The organism is Erwinia sp. MYb375 (assembly GCF_037479175.1).
Taxonomy (GTDB): domain Bacteria; phylum Pseudomonadota; class Gammaproteobacteria; order Enterobacterales; family Enterobacteriaceae; genus Erwinia; species Erwinia rhapontici.
Genome location: NZ_JBBGZS010000023.1, coordinates 1,084,478 through 1,106,115, shown reverse-complemented (window position 1 = coordinate 1,106,115; position 21,638 = coordinate 1,084,478). Strand labels below are relative to the sequence as shown.

The window sequence follows — 21,638 nt, the reverse complement described above, 5'->3', positions numbered from 1 at the left end:
GTTAGCGTCGGGCCATCTGCACGGTGATGGCAATCGAACTGAGGGCGATCGCCACCAGAAATCCCCCCACCGCAATCATTGAACTGAAGCCAAACTGGTTAAATAGCAGCAGCCCGGCGATACCGCCCGTAAGGAATGAGAGAATGGTGATCAGATGGGTAATAAACTGTTTACGCTGAACGCTCACCTCTTTTGACGGATCGCGGCGAAACAGGGTTGCCAGCAAAGACCCCAGCGCAATGCCGGCATCCGTCAGCGTGCCGGTAATATGCGTTGAGCGCACGCGGCCGTTTGAAAGCTGCGTGGAGGTGGCGTTATGGATCCCCATTAAAAAGCCGAGAAACACCAGTACTTCACGGTTATTGCCGGAAGAGTAGAACAACAGTTCAAACGCCGACATCATCATCAACAATACCCCTTCAGTCAGCAGGATAAGGCTGAAGATGGTACGGATATTGTTTCTGATACCGACGATCACCATCATGCGAGCGGTAACGCAGCCAGTCACAAAAGCCGTAATGATGGCGAGGAGAAAGGTCAGGTCACGGATATCAACGCGGGAGATTTCTGTCGAGAGCTGGGAGGTGTTACCGGACATATGTGAAGGGAAAACGCCGAACGCGCCAAGCGCCATGGCATTCAGTAGCCCGGCGCTGGTGGCCAGCACCAGTGCCAGATAACGATCTTCCGTGTGCCGGCGTTCACGCTTTCGTTTGATCATCATGTTTAACATTATCGCCCCTTATATTGCCTGCTGGCGCTTCAGTCGGACTGATGGCCTTATGTGTACCGAAATGTTTTACGCAATGTAGCGCATTGGCGTCGAATGTGTTGGCAGGATGAACTCACTGCCTGATATTCCAGACAGGTCCGATGCTGATTCTGTGGTTACCTTTATTTAGTTCAATTTCTGTCAATAAAAATCCGGTAAATTTCCCGCTGATTTGTCCGCCAGGCCTGCAGTTTTTTTGTTCATGTGCCGATACTAATGGAGGAATGGAATTCACATTGTCAGGGGGAGGCCGGATGATCATAAGTATTGCGGTGAATGAACTGCAAACGGGGATGTATTTATACAAGCTGGATGTGTTCTGGCTTAAGCACCCGTTGGTACACAATGAGATGCTGCTGTCTGACGCCGTGCACATCCATGCCATCCAGCAAAGCGATGTTCGTGAGGTGTGGATCGATCTGTCCCGTGGTCGTGGCCCTGAGGTGAAAAACGCCGACGAGGCACCGTTGCCGCAACCGATCGCAGAGGTTCCCGCTGTTTACGAACCGCAGCCGGTTGCTGAAGATGCCGTCGTGACCATGCAGAGTGAAATGGCACAGGCAAATAAAATCTGTCTGGCGGCAAAAGGCCCGGTGATGGCGATGTTCAGCGATGCACGGCTGGGTAAAACCATTGATGCTGACAGTACCGTCCCGCTGGTGAATGATATCGCCGGATCGCTCAATCGCCATCCGGCGGCATTGCTCAGCGTGGTGCGTCTGAAATCCCATGATGATTACACGTATCTTCACTCCGTGGCCGTCTGTGCACTGATGCTGTCGCTGTCCTCACAGCTGGAACTGAACGAGGCGCAGGCAAAACGCGCCGGGATGGCAGGGCTGCTGCATGATGTGGGCAAAGCGGCAATACCGCTGGCGATCCTCAATAAGCCTGGCAAGCTGACGGATGAAGAGTTCGATATCATGAAATACCATCCGGTGGCGGGTGCGGAGATCCTGCGTCTGAGCGGAGCCGATGACGATTTGCAGGATGTGGCATTACATCATCATGAGAAAGTGAATGGCAGCGGTTATCCGCACGGGCTGCGCGCCAATGGCATCTCGTTGTTATCGCGTATGGCGGCCATCTGCGATGTCTACGATGCCGTCACTTCCGAACGTCCTTATAAAGCAGGCTGGAACCCGGCCAGTGCGATGCACCAGATGGCGAACTGGCCTGGGCACTTCGACCGCAAACTGCTGTACGCCTTTGTCAAAGCGGTGGGCATCTATCCCGTTGGCTCACTGGTGCGCCTGTCGTCCGGGCGTCTGGGGGTGGTGATTGAACCCGGAGAGCATTCGCTGCTGCAACCCAAAGTCTGCGTTTTCTTCTCACTGAACAGCGGAAAGCGGCTGACGCCGCACGTCATTGATCTGGCCAGTCTGCACTGTGAAGATAACATCGTGGGACCCGAAGAGGTGAACCGCTGGCCGGAGTTAGATGTGAATTCTCTGTGGCAGCAGCCTGTTAGCGCCTGATTTCTGGCGGGATCTGGAAACCCCGCTATACTTTAGTCTGATGTTGTCTGCATTGAGGGCCGACGCATGAGATTTCCTGCCCTCGACCACGTCTGACGACAGGTTCCTTTTACCCCGTTCGTCAGGCTACGCTGTCCCCCTCATTGTCAGCAGCATCTTCTGAAACCCTAACTCAGGAGGAATGTGTGACAACGCAAACAGATTTCGTTCCCCCACTCCAGGCAGATACCCGCTACGCCTTTTTCTTTGATGTGGACGGCACCCTGGCAGCGATTAAGCCGCGGCCCGATGAGGTCTCTATTCCGGCGCAGGCGCTGGACGATCTCAAACGGCTGGCACATCGCTGCGAGGGGGCCGTGGCACTGATCTCCGGTCGGCCAATTGATCAACTGGATGCGCTGGCGTCTCCGCTCGTATTGCCGATGGCTGGCGTACATGGTGCGGAACGACGTGACAGCGAAGGGCATATTACGCGCATCGCTCTTGACCCCGACACCGTCAGAACACTCAATCGTGAACTGACCTCGGCGCTCGCCGCACTGCCAGGCACCACGCTGGAAAGTAAAGGCATGGCATTTGCCCTGCACTATCGTCAGGCACCAGAGCATCAGCAGGCGGTGGAACAGCTGGCGGAAGCCTGTGTTGCGCGCTTCCCGGAACTGGTGCAGCAACCCGGCAAGTGTGTGGTGGAGCTGAAACCCCGCGGCGTCAATAAAGGCGCCGCCATTGATGATTTTATGCAGCAGCCTCCGTTTGCCGGGCGTGTCCCGGTGTTTATCGGAGATGATTTGACCGATGAGGCAGGGTTTACCACGGTCAATGCCCTGGACGGCATTTCCATTAAAGTCGGTGCCGGCCCCAGCAACGCGCGGGGACATCTCAGCGATGTTGCTGCCGTTTATGTCTGGCTGGAACAGGCACGATTAAAACTAGATGAAGACGTTTTAACGTCAGAAAGGAGTTAAGGTTATGAGTCGCTTAGTTGTTGTATCTAACCGTATTGCCATCCCCGATGGTAGTAAGGCCAGTGCAGGGGGGCTCACCGTCGGGATTGTCGATGCGCTGAAAACCACAGGAGGCGTCTGGTACGGCTGGAATGGAGAGATTAATGAAATTGGTGAGGATGATGACGAGCTCAATATGCTTGAGCAGGATGGCATCACTTATGCCTCCTTTGGCCTGAACCAGAACGATTATGACCTGTATTACCTCCAGTTCTCGAATGCTGTACTGTGGCCTGCCTTTCATTACCGCCTCGACCTGGTGAATTTCCAGCGCGAAGCGTGGGAGGGTTATCGTCGCGTGAATACCCAGTTGGCTGAACGTTTAAAGCCACTATTAAAAGAAGACGATGTGCTGTGGATCCATGATTACCATCTGCTGCCGTTTGCCGCAGAGCTGCGCAAGCTGGGCATTAATAATCGCATTGGTTTCTTCCTGCATATCCCGTTCCCAACGCCGGAAATCTTCAACGCGCTGCCCCCTCATGCCGATCTGCTGGAGATGATGTGCGATTACGACCTGCTGGGCTTCCAGACAGAAAGCGATCGCATCGCGTTTCTCGAGTGTGTGTCGCTGCTCACGCCGCTGTCCACCCAGGGGAAATCCCATCGTGCGTTTGGTAACCGGTTCTCCACCGAAGTCTATCCGATAGGGATTGAGCCCGACAGTATCAAAGAGATGGCTGAAGGGCCGTTGCCACCGAAAATGGTGGCAATGAAGAAAGATTTAGGTGATGCGCAAAACATCATTGCCTGTGAGCGGCTCGACTACTCGAAAGGATTGCCGGAGCGTTTTCTGGCCTATGAGGCGCTGCTGGAAAACTACCCACAGCATCATGGGAAAATCCGCTACTCACAGATTGCGCCGACTTCGCGCGGTGACGTGCAGGCCTATCAGGACATTCGCCATCAGCTGGAAACGGAAGCAGGGCGCATCAATGGGAAATACGGCACGCTGGGCTGGACGCCACTCTACTACCTTAACCAGCATTTTGACCGCCGCCTGCTGATGAAGATATTCCGTCTGACGGATATCGGCCTGGTGACGCCGTTGCGTGACGGCATGAATCTGGTGGCGAAAGAGTATGTGGCGGCACAGGACCCGGATGATCCCGGTGTGCTGGTACTGTCACGCTTCGCCGGGGCGGCCAATGAACTCACATCAGCCCTGATCGTCAACCCTTACGATCGGGATGAGGTTGCTGCCGCACTGAACCAGGCGATGACCATGTCGCGGACGGAGCGAATATCGCGCTACAACGATATGATGACCGTACTGCGCCAAAACGACATCACCCACTGGCGTGAGAGCTACCTGAAGGATCTGCGGGCGTTGCCGCAGGAAGGGCGGGTGCAGGAAAAGGAGAATAATGTGGCCGCCTTTCCCAAACTAGCCTGATAAGACGGTCCAGCCTAAATAAGAACGGTTCGTAACAGGGGGCGATGCCCCCTGATGTTATCGCCTGCCGCTTAACCATTCCCGATCACCACATCGCTATTTATGCGGTTAATTGTGGAAAAAACACTCATCTGGCCCATAGAAACTAAAAAAAATCCACTTTTCACTAAAGAAATTTGGTCTTTTGTCGATACTCATAAGGTAATTCCTAAAACTCCCGCCAAAACATTCATATCACTTATGTAACGCTTGTTTACATCTGCTGTCACAGGCTGAACGTAAGGGGTTGACTGCTTACAAAGCATTATCACTTCCTGTAAAAAACCTGCGCTATGTCACATTTTTGACTTCATGTAGCGGTCAAATATTCACCGTGAGTAACTAACCATACTCGTCTTCCTTAGTGTCTTTTTTGGCATTAAATCCTGTTTGTTGTATTTAGTGCGATATTAACATCCAGTTATTGCCGCTTCGCCTCAGCCGCTTCGCTTTAATATACCAATTAGTCCGCTTTTGGACTGATGATGGTTACTCACGGTATGAAATTTACAAAAAATGACTGAAATGGTTAGTTAGTGAGCTAATCAACAGTATTGCTGATGGGTTTTTGGGAAGTATTTGCCTTAAAAGTGTGACCTACGTCACACTTTATCTAAAATTTGGCTGGCTTCTCGTTGTATCCCAGGAATAGAGGGGATAGAGTTGCCTTGTTTTCGGAATAGTCTTAAAAGAATGTAACAAGAAGTCACGGACGGGGTCAGGGAAGAGAGGGCTCAGGAATGGCCACTGGCAAAATGAGTTCATGATTATTTCCTGGCTTGGTTTCCCGAAAAACAAGACAGCTTATTTATACGTTTGGCGTTTGCCACTAAATTTTTTGCCATCTTTAGATTTACCAACCAGCAACCATGGTAGCGGCCTCAGCCGCACACGTTAAAAGTAGTGTCAGTCAGGATGGAAAAAAAATGGGTACATCAGAATTACTCAAACATATTTACGACATCAACTTGTCATATTTATTGCTCGCACAACGTTTAATTAACCAGGAAAAAGCTTCAGCAATGTTCCGTCTGGGCATCGATGAGCCAATGGCCGATGCGCTTGCAGGGTTAACATTGCCTGAAATGGTTAAACTGGCCGAAACCAATCAATTGGTGTGTCAGTTCCGTTTCAACGACCACAAGTCAATCAGCCGTCTCACTCAGGAATCTCGCGTGGACGACTTGCAACAGATCCACACAGGCATCTTGTTATCCAGTCGCTTATTACGTGATGTCTCGAAAGATGATGAGACACCGAAAAAGAGGGTGGCGAGCTAATGGCTGAGAAAAGTATTGTTCAGGAAGCGCGCGATATTCAGCTGGCGATGGAACTCATCACGCTGGGCGCACGCTTACAAATGTTAGAAAGCGAAACGCAGCTGAGCCGCGGTCGCTTAATTAAGTTGTATAAAGAGTTGCGCGGTAGCCCACCGCCAAAAGGCATGCTGCCATTCTCTACCGATTGGTTCATGACCTGGGAGCAGAATATTCATGCTTCCATGTTTTGCAATGCCTGGCAGTTTATGGTGAAAAGCGGGTTGTGTACTGGCGTGGAAGCGGTGATCAAAGCTTACCGTCTCTACCTGGAACAGTGCCCGCAACAGGACGAGGGCCCGCTGTTGGCGCTGACACGCGCCTGGACCCTGGTCCGGTTTGTTGAAAGTGGCATGCTGGAATTGACCGGTTGCAAATGCTGCGGCGGAAGCTTTATTAACCATGCGCATCAGCCCGTGGGTAGCTTCACCTGCAGCCTGTGCCAACCGCCATCTCGAGCGGTAAAAAGACGTAAACTTATTCCAGAAACTGCCGATAACAATTCACAACTGCTGGATGAACAGGTTAAACAAGCCGTTTAATAGTGTTCGCCACGTGGAGTGAATCCAGCAGCGGTCTTTGACCGCTGCTTTTTTTTTGCCCCACGTCTGGTGTTCCCCCTGTTTATTCTGGCTCCCTTCCACCCACACGTTTGCAGCGTAAGGATTATTTGTGCTGATTATATTGGGTTACATCCTTGTCCTCGGGTCGGTGTTAGGCGGCTTCGCAATGGTCGGCGGCCATCTTGGCGCATTATACCAACCCTCAGAGGTGCTGATTATTGCCGGTTCCGGTATCGGTGCGTTTATCGTTGGTAACAACGGTAAGGCGATTAAAGCGACGTTGAAGTCGCTACCGTTGCTGATGCGTGGCGCGAAATACAATAAAGCCGTTTATATGGATTTGATGGCACTGCTGTATCGCCTGATGGCTAAATCGCGCCAGCAGGGAATGCTGTCGCTGGAGCGCGATATCGAAAATCCACAGGAAAGTGAGATTTTTGCTAATTACCCGCGCATTCTTGCCGATAAAAGATTGGTGGACTTTATTACCGACTATTTACGCCTGATGGTCAGCGGCAATATGAATGCCTTTGAGATCGAAGCGTTGATGGACGAAGAGATTGAAACCTACGAACACGAGTGTGATGTCCCGGCAACGGCACTGGCGACGATGGGTGACTCACTTCCGGCATTTGGTATCGTGGCAGCGGTGATGGGGGTTATTCATACCCTGGCTTCTGCGGACAGGCCTGCGGCGGAACTGGGTGCGCTGATCGCCAACGCGATGGTGGGAACCTTTCTCGGTATTTTGTTAGCGTACGGTTTTATCTCTCCACTGGCGGGTGTATTACGCCAGAAGTGTGCAGAGAACACCAAGATGATGCAGTGCATTAAAGTCACGCTGCTTTCCAGCCTCAACGGTTATGCCCCGCAAATTGCGGTGGAGTTTGGTCGTAAGACGTTGTATTCAACCGACCGACCGTCGTTTACCGAGCTGGAAGAGCATGTGCGTAATGCTAAATCCACTAAGCAGACTTCGGACCAAGACGCATGAAGCATAACAATCACCCCATTGTGCTGGTAAAGCGGAAAAAGTCGAATAAGCATGCCGGCTCGCACGGTTCATGGAAAATCGCCTACGCCGACTTTATGACGGCAATGATGGCCTTTTTTATGGTGATGTGGCTGATTTCAATCTCGAGTCCTCAACAATTGATCCAGATTGCCGATTACTTTAAAACGCCGCTGAAAGTGGCGTTAACCGGCGGGCAGCGCAGCAGCGATAGCTCAAGCCCAATCCCTGGCGGTGGCCGGGACCCGACGGAGAAGATCGGCGAAGAACATAAAGTCGTGGATATGGATGCGCAGAAACGCAAGCTGGAAGAGATTCGTCTTAACCGCCTGCGTGAGAAGCTGGACCAGCTAATTGAAGCTGACCCGCGACTGCGTGCTCTGCGTCCGCACCTGATTATTAACATGGTGGAAGAGGGGCTGCGTATTCAGATTATCGATAGCCAGAACCGCCCGATGTTTAAAACCGGTAGCGCTGAAGTTGAACCTTATATGCGCGATATTCTGCGCGCCATTGCTCCGATTCTGAATGATATTCCGAACCGGATAAGCCTGGCGGGCCATACCGATGATTTCCAGTATGCCGGGGGTGACCGTGGCTACAGTAACTGGGAACTCTCTGCCGACCGCGCCAATGCATCACGGCGCGAGCTGGTACTGGGAGGACTGGACGGTGGCAAGATGCTGCGCGTGGTGGGCATGTCTGACACCATGAAACTGAAAAACCGCGGCGGAAACGATTCGGTAAACCGACGTATCAGCCTGCTGGTGTTAAACCATGACACCGAAGCGCAGATTGAGCGCGAAAATGCCGAGAGTGATGCAGTACAGATTAACGATGCAAGTAGCCTTAAAGAGATAGCGGCGCCGGAAGTTCCTTCCACTGCCACAAAAAACCAAGACACTCAACAATCACAGGCTGAGCCTGTCAGTAACGCTGCACCGGTAACCTCGTTACCTGCTGCACCGGCACCGACGACCCAGACCGATCGCGACTCACAGCCGAGGTGATACCGTGAGCATGGATATCAGCGACTTTTACCAGACGTTCTTTGACGAAGCCGACGAATTGTTGGCGGACATGGAACAACACCTGTTGGGTCTTGACCCGCAGGAACCAGATTCGGAACAGCTAAACGCTATCTTCCGGGCTGCCCACTCGATTAAAGGCGGGGCGGGTACTTTTGGTTTCACTGTTTTACAGGAAACCACGCATATTCTGGAAAATATTCTCGACGGTGCGCGCCGCGGCGAAATGCAGCTCAGTACCGATATCATCAATCTGTTTTTGGAAACCAAAGATATTATGCAGGAACAGCTAGATGCGTATAAAACCGCCTCGGAACCCGATGCCGCGACGTTTGCATACATTTGTCAGGCCTTACGTCAGCTCGCGCTGGAAGCCAAAGGCGAAGCACCGGTCACCGAGATCGCGCCTGTTGCAGCGGGTGGCACGCCTTCCTTAGCGGCCAGCGGTCTGCGCATTAAACTGACCGGGTTGAAGACGAACGAAGCCGATCTGATGCTGGAAGAGCTGGGTAACCTGGGTACGGTTTCCGATGCGGTAAAAGGTGATGATTCACTGGAAGCCACACTCGACTCCTCTGTCGGTAAAGACGATATCGTTGCCGTGCTGTGCTTCGTGATCGACGAATCGCAGATCCACTTCCCGCAGGCTGATGTGGTGGATATCGCCAGCGCCATGCCGGAAGCCCCGGTTGTTGACGCCGTGGCGGAAGCTGACGTTGCTGCAGAACCTGAACTGGCCAGCGTCAGTGACATTGTGCAGTTGAAGCGCGAGCCGGCGAAAAAAGTCGCTAATCCAAAAGTTAACGAATCCACCAGTATCCGTGTGGCGGTAGAGAAGGTCGATCAGTTGATCAACCTGGTCGGCGAACTGGTGATTACCCAGTCAATGCTGGCCCAGCGCTCCGGTGAACTTGACCCGGTTAACCACGGTGATCTGCTCAACAGCATGGGGCAGTTGGAACGCAACGCCCGTGACTTGCAAGAGTCGGTGATGTCGATTCGTATGATGCCGATGGAATACGTCTTCAGCCGCTTCCCGCGCCTGGTGCGTGACCTGGCCAGTAAGCTGGGTAAAGAAGTTGAACTGACCCTGATGGGTAGCTCGACCGAACTGGATAAGAGCCTGATCGAACGTATTATCGATCCGTTAACGCACCTGGTGCGTAACAGCCTCGACCACGGTATCGAAACGCCTGACAAACGCCAGGCGGTGGGCAAACATGCGATCGGTAACCTGACGCTGTCCGCGGAACATCAGGGCGGCAACATCTGCATCGAAGTCACCGATGATGGTGCAGGTCTGAACCGTGAACGTATTCTGGCGAAAGCCTTGTCCTCTGGCCTGCCGGTTAGCGAATCCATGAGCGACGAAGAAGTCGGCATGCTGATCTTCGCCCCGGGCTTCTCGACCGCTGAGCAGGTGACGGATGTTTCCGGCCGTGGCGTTGGCATGGACGTGGTGAAACGTAATATCCAGGAAATGGGTGGCCACGTTGAAATTTCGTCTAAACAGGGTAAGGGCACCACAATCCGTATCCTGCTGCCACTGACGCTGGCGATCCTCGATGGGATGTCAGTGCGCGTGGCGAACGAAGTGTTTATCCTGCCGCTGAATGCGGTCATGGAATCACTGCAACCGCTGGCGGACGACCTGAAAGCACTGGCAGGCGGCGAACGCGTACTGGAAGTGCGTGGTGAGTACCTGCCACTGGTTGAGCTGTGGAACGTCTTTGAGGTCCAGGGGGCCAAAACCGAAGCCACGCAGGGGATTGTTGTCATCCTGCAAAGCGCCGGAAAACGTTATGCGCTGCTGGTTGATCAACTGATCGGTCAGCACCAGGTGGTAGTGAAAAACCTGGAAAGCAACTATCGCAAAGTGCCGGGCATCTCTGCTGCCACCATCCTTGGTGATGGCAGTGTCGCGCTGATCGTCGATGTCTCAGCACTGCAGTCTCTGAACCGTGAAAAGCGTGTGGCGGGAGCCGCAGCCTGACAATAACTGATTAAGGGTAGAATTATGACTGGAATGGCCACTGTCACTAAACTCGCCGGCGAAACCGTGGGTCAGGAGTTCCTGGTGTTTACGCTGGGTGACGAAGAGTACGGAATTGATATCCTGAAAGTTCAGGAAATCCGTGGGTACGACCAGGTGACGCGTATCGCTAACACCCCGGCGTTTATTAAAGGTGTGACCAACCTGCGTGGCGTTATTGTCCCGATTATCGATCTGCGTATTAAATTAGCGCAGCCTGATGTCGAGTACAACGACAATACCGTGGTGATCGTTCTGAATCTGGAACAGCGCGTAGTAGGTATCGTCGTTGACGGCGTCTCTGACGTGCTGTCCCTGACGCAGGATCAGATCCGTCCTTCCCCTGAGTTCGCGGTCACCATGTCGACGGAGTATCTGACAGGTCTGGGTGCACTGGGTGAGCGTATGCTGATTCTGGTCGACATCGAGAAGCTGTTAAGCAGCGAAGAAATGGCGCTGATGGATACCCTCCGCAGCGCGTAATCGCTTTTTTCAGTGTGTTAAAAAAAGAGGCGAATCACTGATTCGCCTCTTTTAGTTACTAAACTCCCAGCAACATAAAGATCCCCACCTGGTAACCGATACCACCACTGTTATTTCATTTATTTCACCAAGGGTTTACTCATGTTCACGCGTATTAAAGTCGTCACCAGCCTGATTCTGGTGTTGTTTATCTTCGGATTTTTACAACTGGCGGCGGGCGGCTTGTTTATCAACGCGCTCACGCACGACAAAAACAGCTTTGCGGTTTCTGAAACGGCAAATGATAACGTCTCATTCTTTACCGATGCCTGGGTCACGCTCAACCAGACACGCATCACCCTGAACCGTGGCATGTTACGCATTCAGAGTGAAGCCGCGAACAGCGGCAGCAGCGCCTCCCTGTCTACGCTGAGTGCGCAGGCAAAACAGCAACTGGTCACCGCTCAACAATCTTACGATGCCTTCCTGGCAACGCCCGCGACACCGGGTATGGATGCAGAACTGACCGAACGTCTTAAGCAGCGCTATACCGACTATGTGAATGCCCTTGTCGCGATGACGCAGCAGATGGAAAACAAACAGCTGGACGCGATGTTCAAACAGAACATTGAAAAGAAACAGATTGCCATGCAGGCGGTGTATACCGAATGGCGTAAGGTGCAAAACCAGCTGAGTGCGCAGGGCGTTGAACAGAACCACGAAGCCTATGTGCATATGCTGTGGACCATCGCCGCCGTCATGGTGCTGGTGATCACACTGATTGTGCTGTGCTGGTTTGGCCTGCGTAATATTTTGATTCGTCCGTTGCAGGCGACTATCGCTCACATCCGCAGTATCGCATCGGGCGATCTGACGCAGAAAATTGAGGCAGAAGGCCGCAATGAGATGGCCCAGCTGGCCTCCAGTCTGCATGATATGCAGCAGTCGCTGGTGAAAACGGTCAGCGTGGTGCGTGACGGTTCTGATGCCATTTACACGGGTGCCAGCGAAATCGCCGCCGGTAACAATGATCTTTCATCCCGCACCGAGCAGCAGGCTTCGGCGTTGCAGGAAACGGCGGCCAGCATGGAGCAGTTGACGGCAACGGTGAAACAGAATGCCGAGAACGCCCGTCAGGCCTCTCAGCTGGCGCTCAGCGCGTCAGAAACCGCGCAGAAAGGCGGCAAAGTAGTGGATGGCGTGGTGAAAACCATGAATGACATCGCCGGCAGTTCGAAGAAGATTGCCGACATTATCAGCGTGATTGACGGTATTGCCTTCCAGACCAATATCCTGGCACTGAACGCGGCAGTCGAAGCGGCGCGTGCCGGTGAACAGGGCCGTGGTTTTGCGGTAGTGGCAGGGGAAGTGCGTAACCTGGCCCAGCGCAGTGCGCAGGCAGCGAAAGAAATTAAAGGGCTGATTGAAGATTCTGTCTCACGTGTGGACAGCGGTTCTGCGCTGGTGGGCACCGCCGGGGAAACCATGACGGATATCGTCAATGCGGTGAGCCGTGTGACGGACATCATGGGTGAGATTGCTTCAGCCAGTGATGAGCAGAGTCGCGGTATTGATCAGGTCGGCACGGCAGTGACCGAGATGGACCGCGTGACGCAGCAGAACGCCGCACTGGTCGAGGAGTCTGCTTCGGCGGCCGCTTCACTGGAAGATCAGGCCAGCCGCCTGACGCAGGCTGTGGCTGTATTCCGTATTGCCCGTCAGGGCAGTGCGGCACCGGCACCGTTGAAGCGTCCGGCACTGAAGGGCACCCCAGCGCGCAAGGCACCTGCCGTAGCCGCACCCGTGTCTGATTCAAACTGGGAAACGTTCTGATTTTACAGGGGTGATTTTCGATTGCCCTTGCTGGCCGACCGAAACAGACGGTCGGCCACTCCCCATCGCGACATACCTCCTCACCTCCACCTGTTCAGCCTCCGTCGGGGGCGATCGTCTTTTTCGATCGACCCGTAATGCAAGGCGCCAAACATGTTAATAGTTTATCTCCGCAACGATAATAAACTGTTTCATCGTGATGAATAACTCTCCAGCCACATGAGTCACTGGTTTTCTGATTATTTCGCGACATAAAGATCTGAATACGCCTGCCGATAACAGCATCGTCAACTGGCTAATAAGGAACATTATGTTTAAGCGTATGAAGGTCGTCACCAGCCTGATTCTGGTTCTGGTGTTTTTTGGTTCATTGCAATTAATCACTGGCGGTTTATTCTTCCAGGCCCTCAAAGGTGATAAAAATAACTTCGCCGTCTCCCAACAGCTTCGTCTACAACAGTCTGCCCTCAACCAGTCCTGGATCGCGCTGATTCAGGCGCGTAATACCCTCAACCGTTCTGGTATCCGTTACACGCTGGATGCTAACCGCGAAGGCATCAGCGATGCCGTCAAACAGTTGCTGGCCGATGCACAGGGGCAATTGACCATTGCTGACCAGAACTATGAGTTGTGGAACTCCCGCCTGTCAGAAGAAGGGAAAACCGCTGAGAACGTGCAGGCCATTCAGCAGAACTATCAGATTTTGCATGGCGCACTGAGCGAACTTATCCAGTTGATGAATGCCGGGAAAATTAACGAATTCTTTGACCAGCCTACCCAGGGTTACCAGGACGGCTTTGCTCATGCCTATGACGCGTGGCTGGCGAAAAATGATGCACAGGCTGCGGCTGGGGCAGATGAAAATCTGCGCGCATACGGTCAGGCGGTGTGGATCCTCGGCAGTGTGCTGATCCTCTCCCTGATGGTGATTTTCGGCGTCTGGACTGGCATCCGCCATATTCTGTTGCGTCCGCTACAGACCAGCATTGAGCATATTCGTCGTATCGCCAGTGGTGATTTGACGCGTCCGATCGCGGTGGAAGGGCGAAACGAAATGGCGCAGCTGGCTTCCAGCCTGCAACATATGCAGGACGAGTTGGTCAAAACCGTCAGCGTGGTGCGCGACGGATCGGATGCCATCTACACCGGGGCCAGTGAAATCGCTGCCGGCAACAACGACCTCTCATCCCGCACCGAGCAGCAGGCTTCCGCATTGCAGGAAACGGCGGCCAGCATGGAGCAGTTAACCTCAACGGTGAAACAGAACGCCGAGAATGCCCGTCAGGCCTCTCAGCTGGCCCTCAGCGCGTCAGAAACCGCGCAGAAAGGTGGCAAAGTGGTGGACGGGGTGGTGAAAACCATGAATGACATCGCCGGCAGTTCGAAGAAGATTGCCGACATTATCAGCGTGATTGACGGTATTGCCTTCCAGACCAATATCCTGGCACTGACCGCGGCCGTGGAAGCGGCGCGTGCCGGTGAACAGGGTCGTGGTTTTGCCGTGGTGGCGGGTGAAGTGCGTAACCTGGCCCAGCGCAGTGCGCAGGCAGCGAAAGAAATTAAAGGGCTGATTGAGGACTCGGTGTCCCGTGTGGATACCGGCTCTGTGCTGGTAGAAAGCGCCGGGGAAACCATGAATGACATCGTCAGCGCGGTGACCCGCGTGACGGACATCATGGGGGAGATCGCCTCCGCGAGCGACGAGCAGAGCCGGGGTATTGACCAGGTTGGCACCGCCGTGAACGAAATGGATCGCGTCACCCAGCAGAACGCCGCGCTGGTAGAACAGTCCGCTTCGGCTGCGGCATCGCTCGAAGATCAGGCAAGCCGCCTGACGCAGGCGGTGGCGGTGTTCCGCATCAGCCGTCAGAGCAGTGCGCCCTCCGTGCTGCTGAAGCGCCCGACGCTGACCGCTACAGCAAAACAGCCTAAGCTGACGGCACCGTCTTCCAGCGACAGTCACTGGGAAACCTTCTGATAATCTGATCAACCTGAACAGCAGGTCGGGCATGCCCGACTGATGACCGCTGTGAATACGGGTCGGGCATGCCCGACCCCTACAAAATGTAGGGGCGGGCATCCCCCGCCCGCTTCTTTCCCCGTTTATCTGCATTCGCTGATAAAGATCCCCGTGTAATTGCCGATAAATCTCTCAGCAGTAGCTATCCAATTGGGGAAAGGTATGTTTAAGCGTATGAAAGTCGTGACCAGCCTGGTGTTGGTCCTGGTCATTTTTGGTTCATTGCAGTTGATTTCTGGTGGCTTATTTTTCCAGTCTCTGAAAGGGGATAAAGAAAACTTCAGCCTGACACAACAGATTCGCCGGGAACAGGCCAATCTCACCTCTGCATGGATAGCGCTGGTACAAACACGTAATACACTCAACCGCGCAGCAACGCGCTATTTGCTGGACGATAAAGGGCAGGGCAGCGGTTCAACCGTTACTGACCTCGTCGCGCTGGCCAAAACGCAGCTGGCGACCGCAGAACAGCAGTTCAGTGAATATAACAAAGAGCTGCCACCGGATGTGCTCAACCTGCCGCATGTGCAAGGTGTGAACGAGAACTACAAGATCCTGCACGGCGCGTTAGTCGAGCTGATCCAGATGCTGACCAGCGGAGACTTTAAAGGTTTCGTTGACCAGCCCACCACTGGTTTCCAGAACGGGTTCGAAAAAGCCTATGACGTCTGGTTAGCCCATACCGACTCAATGCTCGCAGCGGGTTCGGCACAGAATGAGAGTGCCTATCAGCGTGCTATCTGGGTGTTGCTGGCGATTTTGCTTATCTCTGTGGTGATCATCGCGACGGTCTGGACAGGTATTCATCAGATCCTGTTACGTCCGCTGAAATCCAGCATCGACCATATCCGTCACATTGCCAGCGGCGATCTGACGCAGCAAATCGATGTGGAAGGGCGTAATGAAATGGCACAACTGGCGATCAGCCTCCAGCATATGCAGCAGGAACTGATCAAAACCGTGAGCGTGGTGCGTGACGGCTCAGATGCTATCTACACCGGGGCCAGCGAAATTGCGGCGGGGAATAACGATCTCTCCTCGCGTACCGAAGAGCAGGCCTCCGCATTGCAGGAAACAGCGGCCAGTATGGAGCAGTTAACCTCAACGGTGAAACAGAACGCCGAGAATGCCCGTCAGGCTTCTCAGCTGGCCCTCAGCGCGTCAGAAACCGCGCAGAAGGGCGGCAAAGTGGTGGACGGCGTGGTGAAAACCATGAATGACATCGCCGGCAGTTCGAAGAAGATTGCTGACATTATCAGCGTGATTGACGGTATTGCCTTCCAGACCAATATCCTGGCACTGAACGCGGCCGTGGAAGCGGCGCGTGCCGGTGAACAGGGCCGTGGTTTTGCCGTGGTGGCGGGTGAAGTGCGTAACCTGGCCCAGCGCAGTGCGCAGGCAGCGAAAGAAATTAAAGGGCTGATTGAGGACTCTGTCGCGCGTGTGGATACCGGCTCTGTGCTGGTAGAAAGCGCCGGTGAAACCATGAATGACATCGTCAGCGCGGTGACCCGCGTGACCGATATCATGGGGGAGATTGCCTCCGCGAGCGATGAGCAGAGCCGGGGTATTGACCAGGTCGGCACCGCCGTGAACGAAATGGACCGCGTGACTCAGCAGAACGCCGCGCTGGTAGAACAGTCCGCTTCGGCTGCGGCATCGCTCGAAGATCAGGCAAGTCGTCTGACTCAGGCCGTTGCTGTGTTCCGAATCCGTAAAGAAAATGTCATCGCGGCCGTTAATAACAACAGAGGCAAGGTTTCTCCTCTGCTGACACCCCCGCCAGCCACGCGTAAAGCGCTGCCGCCGGGCAACTCAGACGATAACTGGGAAACCTTTTAAGCCGTTTGTATGAAGTGATGTGATAAAGGGCCAGCCCGTTGAACGGGCGGCCCGATAAAAAGAATTTTTTTTGTTGCCTGTATCAGGTGACCTTCCCGGGGAGTGCGCAATGTTAAGTCGTTTACGTATATCTGGCACGATTATCGCCCTGCTCGGACTTTTCTGCCTGATGCAGATTATTGCCAGTGGGTTGTCCTTCAACTCGTTCCGTCTGGATGCAGACAACATTCATCAGGTAGAAATTAGCGGTGACCAGCGTGATGCGCTGGGTGAAAGCTGGGCGGCACTGCTCAGTACCCGCGTGACATTGAGCCGTGCGGGAACCCGTGCAGCACTCAATCTGCCCCGCGAACAGGTCGTTAGTCTGATGACCAAAGCGCAAAGCGACCTCGATCAGGCCGACAAAGCGTTTAAAACATTCAAAGCTATCCCTGCCGTGACACCGGAAGGGGTGGCGTTAGAAAAAGAGATCGCTGCTACCTATGACGCTTATTACAGCGAACTGGCGCAGCTGATCGCTTACCTGCAAAACAATCAATTGCAGGCGTTTCTTGATTCGCCCACCCAGGGTAAACAGGACAAATTCCAGGTGCAGTACAGCCTCTGGATGAAACATATTGATGCGCTGCGTGACCATGCAGGGGACGCCAGTAAAGGCTTCTACGCGCAGTCGAAAGTGATTTTCTTGGTCGCGGTCGCGCTGTCACTGCTGGTGACGCTGGCCGGATTATGGTGGTCGAAGCAGGGGTTGATTGCCCCCCTGGCGCGCATGCGCAGCCATTTTGAACGTATCGCTTCCGGTGATCTGAACGGAAAAGTGGAAGACGGCGGCAGCAATGAGCTGGGCCAGCTGTTTACCAGTCTCCAGCATATGCAGCAGGCGCTGGCGTCCACCGTGCGTGATGTGCGCGACGGCAGTCGTGCCATGCAAACCGGCATTCATGAAATTGCGGCCGGAAACGATGATCTGTCAGCCCGTACTGAACAGCAGGCGGCATCACTGGCGCAGACGGCGGCCAGCATGGAACAGCTGACGGCGACGGTCTCGGCTAATGCCGATAACGCCCGTCAGGCGTCAGACCTGGCGCGTGAAGCCTCAGGCACCGCTCATAAAGGCGGTTCGCTGACGAGCAACGTGGTCACGACGATGAACGCGATTGCGGGCAGCTCGAAGAAAATTGCTGATATTACCAGCGTCATTGATGGCATCGCTTTCCAGACCAACATCCTGGCCCTGAACGCCGCGGTAGAAGCCGCCCGCGCCGGGGAACAGGGACGAGGTTTTGCCGTGGTGGCAGGTGAAGTGCGTAACCTCGCCCAGCGCAGTGCGCAGGCCGCAAAAGAGATTAAATCACTGATTGAAGAGTCGGTAAGCCGGGTTGATCAGGGGGCGAAGCAGGTGGCCTCCGCCGGGGAAACGATGGATGAAATTGTCCAGTCGGTGAACCGTGTGAACGGCATTATGGGCGAAATCGCCGCCGCCAGCGACGAGCAGCGACGCGGTATTGAACAAGTTGCACTGGCTGTCAGCCAGATGGACCAGGTGACCCAGCAGAACGCCGCGCTGGTCGAAGAGGGCGCAGCGGCAACGGGCGCACTGGAAGCACAGGCAGAATATCTGACGGCGGCAGTCAGCCGTTTCGCGCTGGATGAGCGTGCAGAGTAAAGAGCGCTCCTCAGGCCTTCAGGCTGGCGGGAACGAGACACCCTATTAATATCTTTATCCGCGCTTTGCAGGATGGCTACATGAAGAAATCGACGTTGTTAGCTCCACCGGAAAACGCAACGCTGCTGTCGCAGATGGTACAGCGCTTGCCGTTATCCGATACGCACTTTAAGCGTATCAGTCAGCTGATTTATCAGCGAGCTGGCATAGTGCTCGCCGATCATAAGCGGGAAATGGTTTATAACCGCCTGGTCCGCAGGCTGCGCACGCTGAATATCGATGATTTTGGTCGTTATATGGCGTTGCTGGAAAATGATCCTAACAGCGCTGAATGGCAGGCGTTTGTGAATGCCCTGACCACTAACCTGACGGCTTTTTTCCGCGAGGCGCATCACTTTCCGATCCTGGCAGAGCATGCGAAACGCCGTACTGGCAATTATAGCGTGTGGTGTGCGGCCGCCTCGACGGGGGAAGAGCCTTACTCTATCGCCATGACGCTGGCCGAAACGCTGGGCACCGGTCCGGGTAAATTCCAGATCCACGCCACCGATATTGATACTCAGGTGCTGGAAAAAGCACTGGCGGGTGTGTATCGCCAGGAAGAGCTGCGCACGCTTTCGCCTCAGCAGTTGCAACGTTATTTCCTGCGTGGCACCGGTCCTCATGAGGGCATGGTGCGTGCGCGCCCGGAGCTGGCCAATATGGTCACCTTTGCCCAGCTTAATCTGCTGGCCAACGACTGGGCGCTACCGGGACAGTTTGATGTGATTTTTTGCCGTAACGTGATGATCTATTTCGATAAAGAAACACAGGAAAAGATCTTACGACGCTTTGTTCCGTTACTGAAACCTGGCGGCTTACTGTTTGCCGGTCACTCAGAAAATTTCAGCCAGATTAGCAAAGAATTTTATCTGCGTGGCCAGACGGTCTATGGACTGACTAAGGAAAGATAATGAGTAAAATCAGAGTTTTATGTGTTGATGATTCAGCATTAATGCGCCAGTTGATGACCGAAATTATCAACAGTCATTCCGATATGGAGATGGTGGCCTCGGCACCAGACCCGTTGGTGGCACGGGATTTGATTAAACAGTTTAACCCGGATGTGTTGACGCTGGATGTCGAGATGCCGCGCATGGATGGCCTCGATTTTCTGGAAAAGCTGATGCGTCTGCGCCCGATGCCGGTGGTGATGGTTTCCTCACTGACCGGGAAAGGCTCTGAAATTACGCTACGGGCGCTGGAGCTGGGGGCTGTCGACTTTGTGACTAAACCCTCGCTGGGTATTCGCGAAGGGATGCTGGCCTACAGTCAGATGATTGCTGACAAGGTACGCGCCGCTTCCCGTGCTCGTCTGCATACGCGTGGGCCGCAGCCGGCCCCGGTAATGCTGAAAGCCGGGCCGTTGCTGAGCAGTGAAAAACTGATTGCCATTGGTGCCTCTACCGGGGGAACCGAAGCCATTCGACATGTGCTGCAACCGTTGCCGGCGACCAGCCCGGCGCTGTTGATTACGCAGCATATGCCACCGGGATTCACCAAATCGTTTGCCGAACGTCTGAACAAGTTGTGCCAGATTACGGTGAAAGAAGCGGAAGACGGTGAGCGCATCCTGCCCGGACATGCTTACATCGCGCCGGGAGCGATGCATATGGAACTGACGCGCAGCGGCGCGAACTATCAGGTCAAACTGAATGATGGACCGCCGGTTAATCGTCACAAACCGTCGGTCGATGTGTTGTTTAACTCAGTGGCGCAGTTTGCCGGTCGTAACGCCGTTGGCGTGATCCTGACCGGCATGGGTAACGATGGCGCTGCCGGGCTACTGGCGATGAATAAAGCTGGTGCCTGGACCATTGCCCAGAACGAAGCGAGCTGTGTCGTATTTGGCATGCCACGAGAGGCTATTGCCCTCGGGGGAGCCAGTGAGGTGGTGGATCTTCACCAAATCAGCCAGCATATGCTGGCAAAAATTAGCGCCGGACAGGCGTTGCGTATCTAACGCGGTCCTCGCGGGCTACACATTACGGGAGTAGGTATGGTAGATAAAAATATGCGGTTTCTGGTGGTCGACGACTTTAATACAATGCGTCGTATCGTCCGTAACCTGCTGAAAGAACTGGGTTTCAACAACGTTGAAGAAGCAGAGGATGGTGTGGACGCGCTGAACAAGCTGCGTGCAGGCGGTTTCGACTTCGTGGTGTCTGACTGGAACATGCCGAATATGGATGGTCTGCAACTGTTGCAAACCATCCGTGCAGACGGTGCGCTGAGTAAGTTACCGGTACTGATGGTGACGGCAGAAGCCAAGAAAGAGAACATTATTGCGGCTGCGCAGGCGGGTGCCAGCGGCTATGTGGTTAAACCATTCACAGCGGCTACCCTGGAAGAGAAGTTAGGTAAGATCTTCGAAAAACTGGGTATGTAAGGAGCTGAGATGAACACTATTCCGAAACCAAATGTTGATGCAGCTTCAGCGCAGGACATTATCTCTAAAATTGGTTCACTGACGCGCATGTTGCGCGACAGCCTGCGTGAGTTAGGTCTTGATCAGGCCATCGCAGAAGCGGCAGAGGCGATCCCAGATGCCCGCGATCGCCTTGATTATGTGATTCAAATGACCGGCCAGGCAGCAGAACGTGCCTTAAACTGCGTCGAGGCTGCACAGCCTCGTCAGACAGTGATGGAGAATGGGGCGAAGGCGTTGAAAGTTCGCTGGGACGAATGGTTCGAGAATCCTATCGAACTGTCAGATGCCCGCTCTCTGGTTTCGGATACTCGTGGTTATCTCGACGCGGTACCGGAACATACTGGCTTCACCAATGCTCAGCTGATGGAAATCATGATGGCTCAGGATTTCCAGGACCTGACCGGGCAGGTGATTAAACGTATGATGGATGTGATCCAGGAAATTGAGCGTCAATTGTTGACGGTCCTCATGGAAAACATTCCAGACCAGAGTACGCGCGTGAAGAAAGATACCGACAGCCTGTTGAACGGCCCGCAGATTAATGCGGCGGCCCCCAATGTGGTGGCAAGCCAGGATCAGGTTGACGATCTGTTGGACAGCCTCGGCTTCTGATAACAGGGGCAGAGCCTTTCTGCCCCTGCTTTAAAACGGTGTCCCGCCATCCTGTGCGGGCACTGTCTTTTCTCCATTCCGTAAATAACCCCC

18 protein-coding genes are annotated in these 21,638 nt (G+C 54.0%); 17 read left to right on the top strand and 1 reads right to left on the bottom strand.

The window, feature by feature from the left end:
* Position 1: 1 nt before the first annotated feature.
* Entirely contained in the window at positions 2–733 is a 732-nt protein-coding gene (locus WH279_RS18040) for a YoaK family protein (protein ID WP_339457917.1), read from the bottom strand.
* 293 nt (positions 734–1,026) lie between these two features.
* Here WH279_RS18040 and WH279_RS18035 point away from each other — a divergent pair, with 293 nt between their 5' ends.
* The 17 genes from WH279_RS18035 (at position 1,027) to cheZ (ending at position 21,545) form a co-directional block, all read left to right on the top strand.
* Positions 1,027–2,250 carry an HD-GYP domain-containing protein gene (locus tag WH279_RS18035; RefSeq protein ID WP_227534625.1) on the top strand — a complete coding sequence of 408 codons (1,224 nt, stop codon included), beginning with the start codon at positions 1,027–1,029 and terminating at the stop codon, positions 2,248–2,250.
* A gap of 185 nt (positions 2,251–2,435) precedes the next feature.
* Entirely contained in the window at positions 2,436–3,215 is a 780-nt protein-coding gene (gene otsB, locus WH279_RS18030) for a trehalose-phosphatase (RefSeq protein ID WP_339457916.1), read from the top strand.
* 4 nt (positions 3,216–3,219) lie between these two features.
* Entirely contained in the window at positions 3,220–4,650 is a 1,431-nt protein-coding gene (otsA, locus tag WH279_RS18025; protein WP_200642363.1) for an alpha,alpha-trehalose-phosphate synthase, read from the top strand.
* A gap of 965 nt (positions 4,651–5,615) precedes the next feature.
* On the top strand, positions 5,616–5,969 hold the full coding sequence (gene flhD / locus WH279_RS18020) for a flagellar transcriptional regulator FlhD (RefSeq protein WP_133841755.1): 354 nt from the start codon (positions 5,616–5,618) through the stop codon (positions 5,967–5,969).
* Entirely contained in the window at positions 5,969–6,547 is a 579-nt protein-coding gene (flhC, locus tag WH279_RS18015; RefSeq protein WP_200642364.1) for a flagellar transcriptional regulator FlhC, read from the top strand. The genes flhD and flhC overlap by 1 nt, the downstream gene beginning before the upstream one ends.
* A 130-nt stretch (positions 6,548–6,677) precedes the next feature.
* A complete protein-coding gene (gene motA, locus WH279_RS18010) occupies positions 6,678–7,562 on the top strand; it encodes a flagellar motor stator protein MotA (RefSeq protein WP_339457915.1) in 885 nt (294 codons plus the stop codon).
* Positions 7,559–8,590 (top strand): flagellar motor protein MotB, encoded by a 1,032-nt coding sequence (gene motB / locus WH279_RS18005; RefSeq protein ID WP_339457914.1) that lies wholly within the window; start codon positions 7,559–7,561, stop codon positions 8,588–8,590. The genes motA and motB overlap by 4 nt, the downstream gene beginning before the upstream one ends.
* 10 nt (positions 8,591–8,600) lie before the next feature.
* Complete coding sequence (cheA, locus tag WH279_RS18000) at positions 8,601–10,601, top strand: chemotaxis protein CheA (protein WP_339458770.1); 2,001 nt, start codon at positions 8,601–8,603, stop codon at positions 10,599–10,601.
* 24 nt (positions 10,602–10,625) lie between these two features.
* Entirely contained in the window at positions 10,626–11,123 is a 498-nt protein-coding gene (cheW, locus tag WH279_RS17995) for a chemotaxis protein CheW (RefSeq protein ID WP_339457913.1), read from the top strand.
* A gap of 141 nt (positions 11,124–11,264) precedes the next feature.
* Entirely contained in the window at positions 11,265–12,935 is a 1,671-nt protein-coding gene (locus WH279_RS17990) for a methyl-accepting chemotaxis protein (protein ID WP_339457912.1), read from the top strand.
* 310 nt (positions 12,936–13,245) lie between these two features.
* Positions 13,246–14,913, top strand: coding sequence for a methyl-accepting chemotaxis protein (locus tag WH279_RS17985; RefSeq protein WP_339457911.1), 1,668 nt, complete (start codon positions 13,246–13,248; stop codon positions 14,911–14,913).
* Between the two features lie 204 nt (positions 14,914–15,117).
* On the top strand, positions 15,118–16,797 hold the full coding sequence (locus WH279_RS17980; RefSeq protein ID WP_200642369.1) for a methyl-accepting chemotaxis protein: 1,680 nt from the start codon (positions 15,118–15,120) through the stop codon (positions 16,795–16,797).
* Positions 16,798–16,906: 109 nt separating this feature from the next.
* Entirely contained in the window at positions 16,907–18,463 is a 1,557-nt protein-coding gene (locus WH279_RS17975; RefSeq protein WP_339457910.1) for a methyl-accepting chemotaxis protein, read from the top strand.
* A gap of 80 nt (positions 18,464–18,543) precedes the next feature.
* Entirely contained in the window at positions 18,544–19,416 is an 873-nt protein-coding gene (gene cheR / locus WH279_RS17970; protein WP_339457909.1) for a protein-glutamate O-methyltransferase CheR, read from the top strand.
* On the top strand, positions 19,416–20,465 hold the full coding sequence (locus tag WH279_RS17965; RefSeq protein ID WP_062746328.1) for a protein-glutamate methylesterase/protein-glutamine glutaminase: 1,050 nt from the start codon (positions 19,416–19,418) through the stop codon (positions 20,463–20,465). Before cheR ends, WH279_RS17965 begins: the two co-directional genes overlap by 1 nt.
* Positions 20,466–20,501: 36 nt before the next feature.
* Positions 20,502–20,891 (top strand): chemotaxis response regulator CheY, encoded by a 390-nt coding sequence (gene cheY, locus WH279_RS17960; RefSeq protein ID WP_133841764.1) that lies wholly within the window; start codon positions 20,502–20,504, stop codon positions 20,889–20,891.
* A gap of 9 nt (positions 20,892–20,900) precedes the next feature.
* A complete protein-coding gene (gene cheZ, locus WH279_RS17955; RefSeq protein ID WP_339457908.1) occupies positions 20,901–21,545 on the top strand; it encodes a protein phosphatase CheZ in 645 nt (214 codons plus the stop codon).
* The last annotated feature ends 93 nt before the right edge of the window (positions 21,546–21,638 follow it).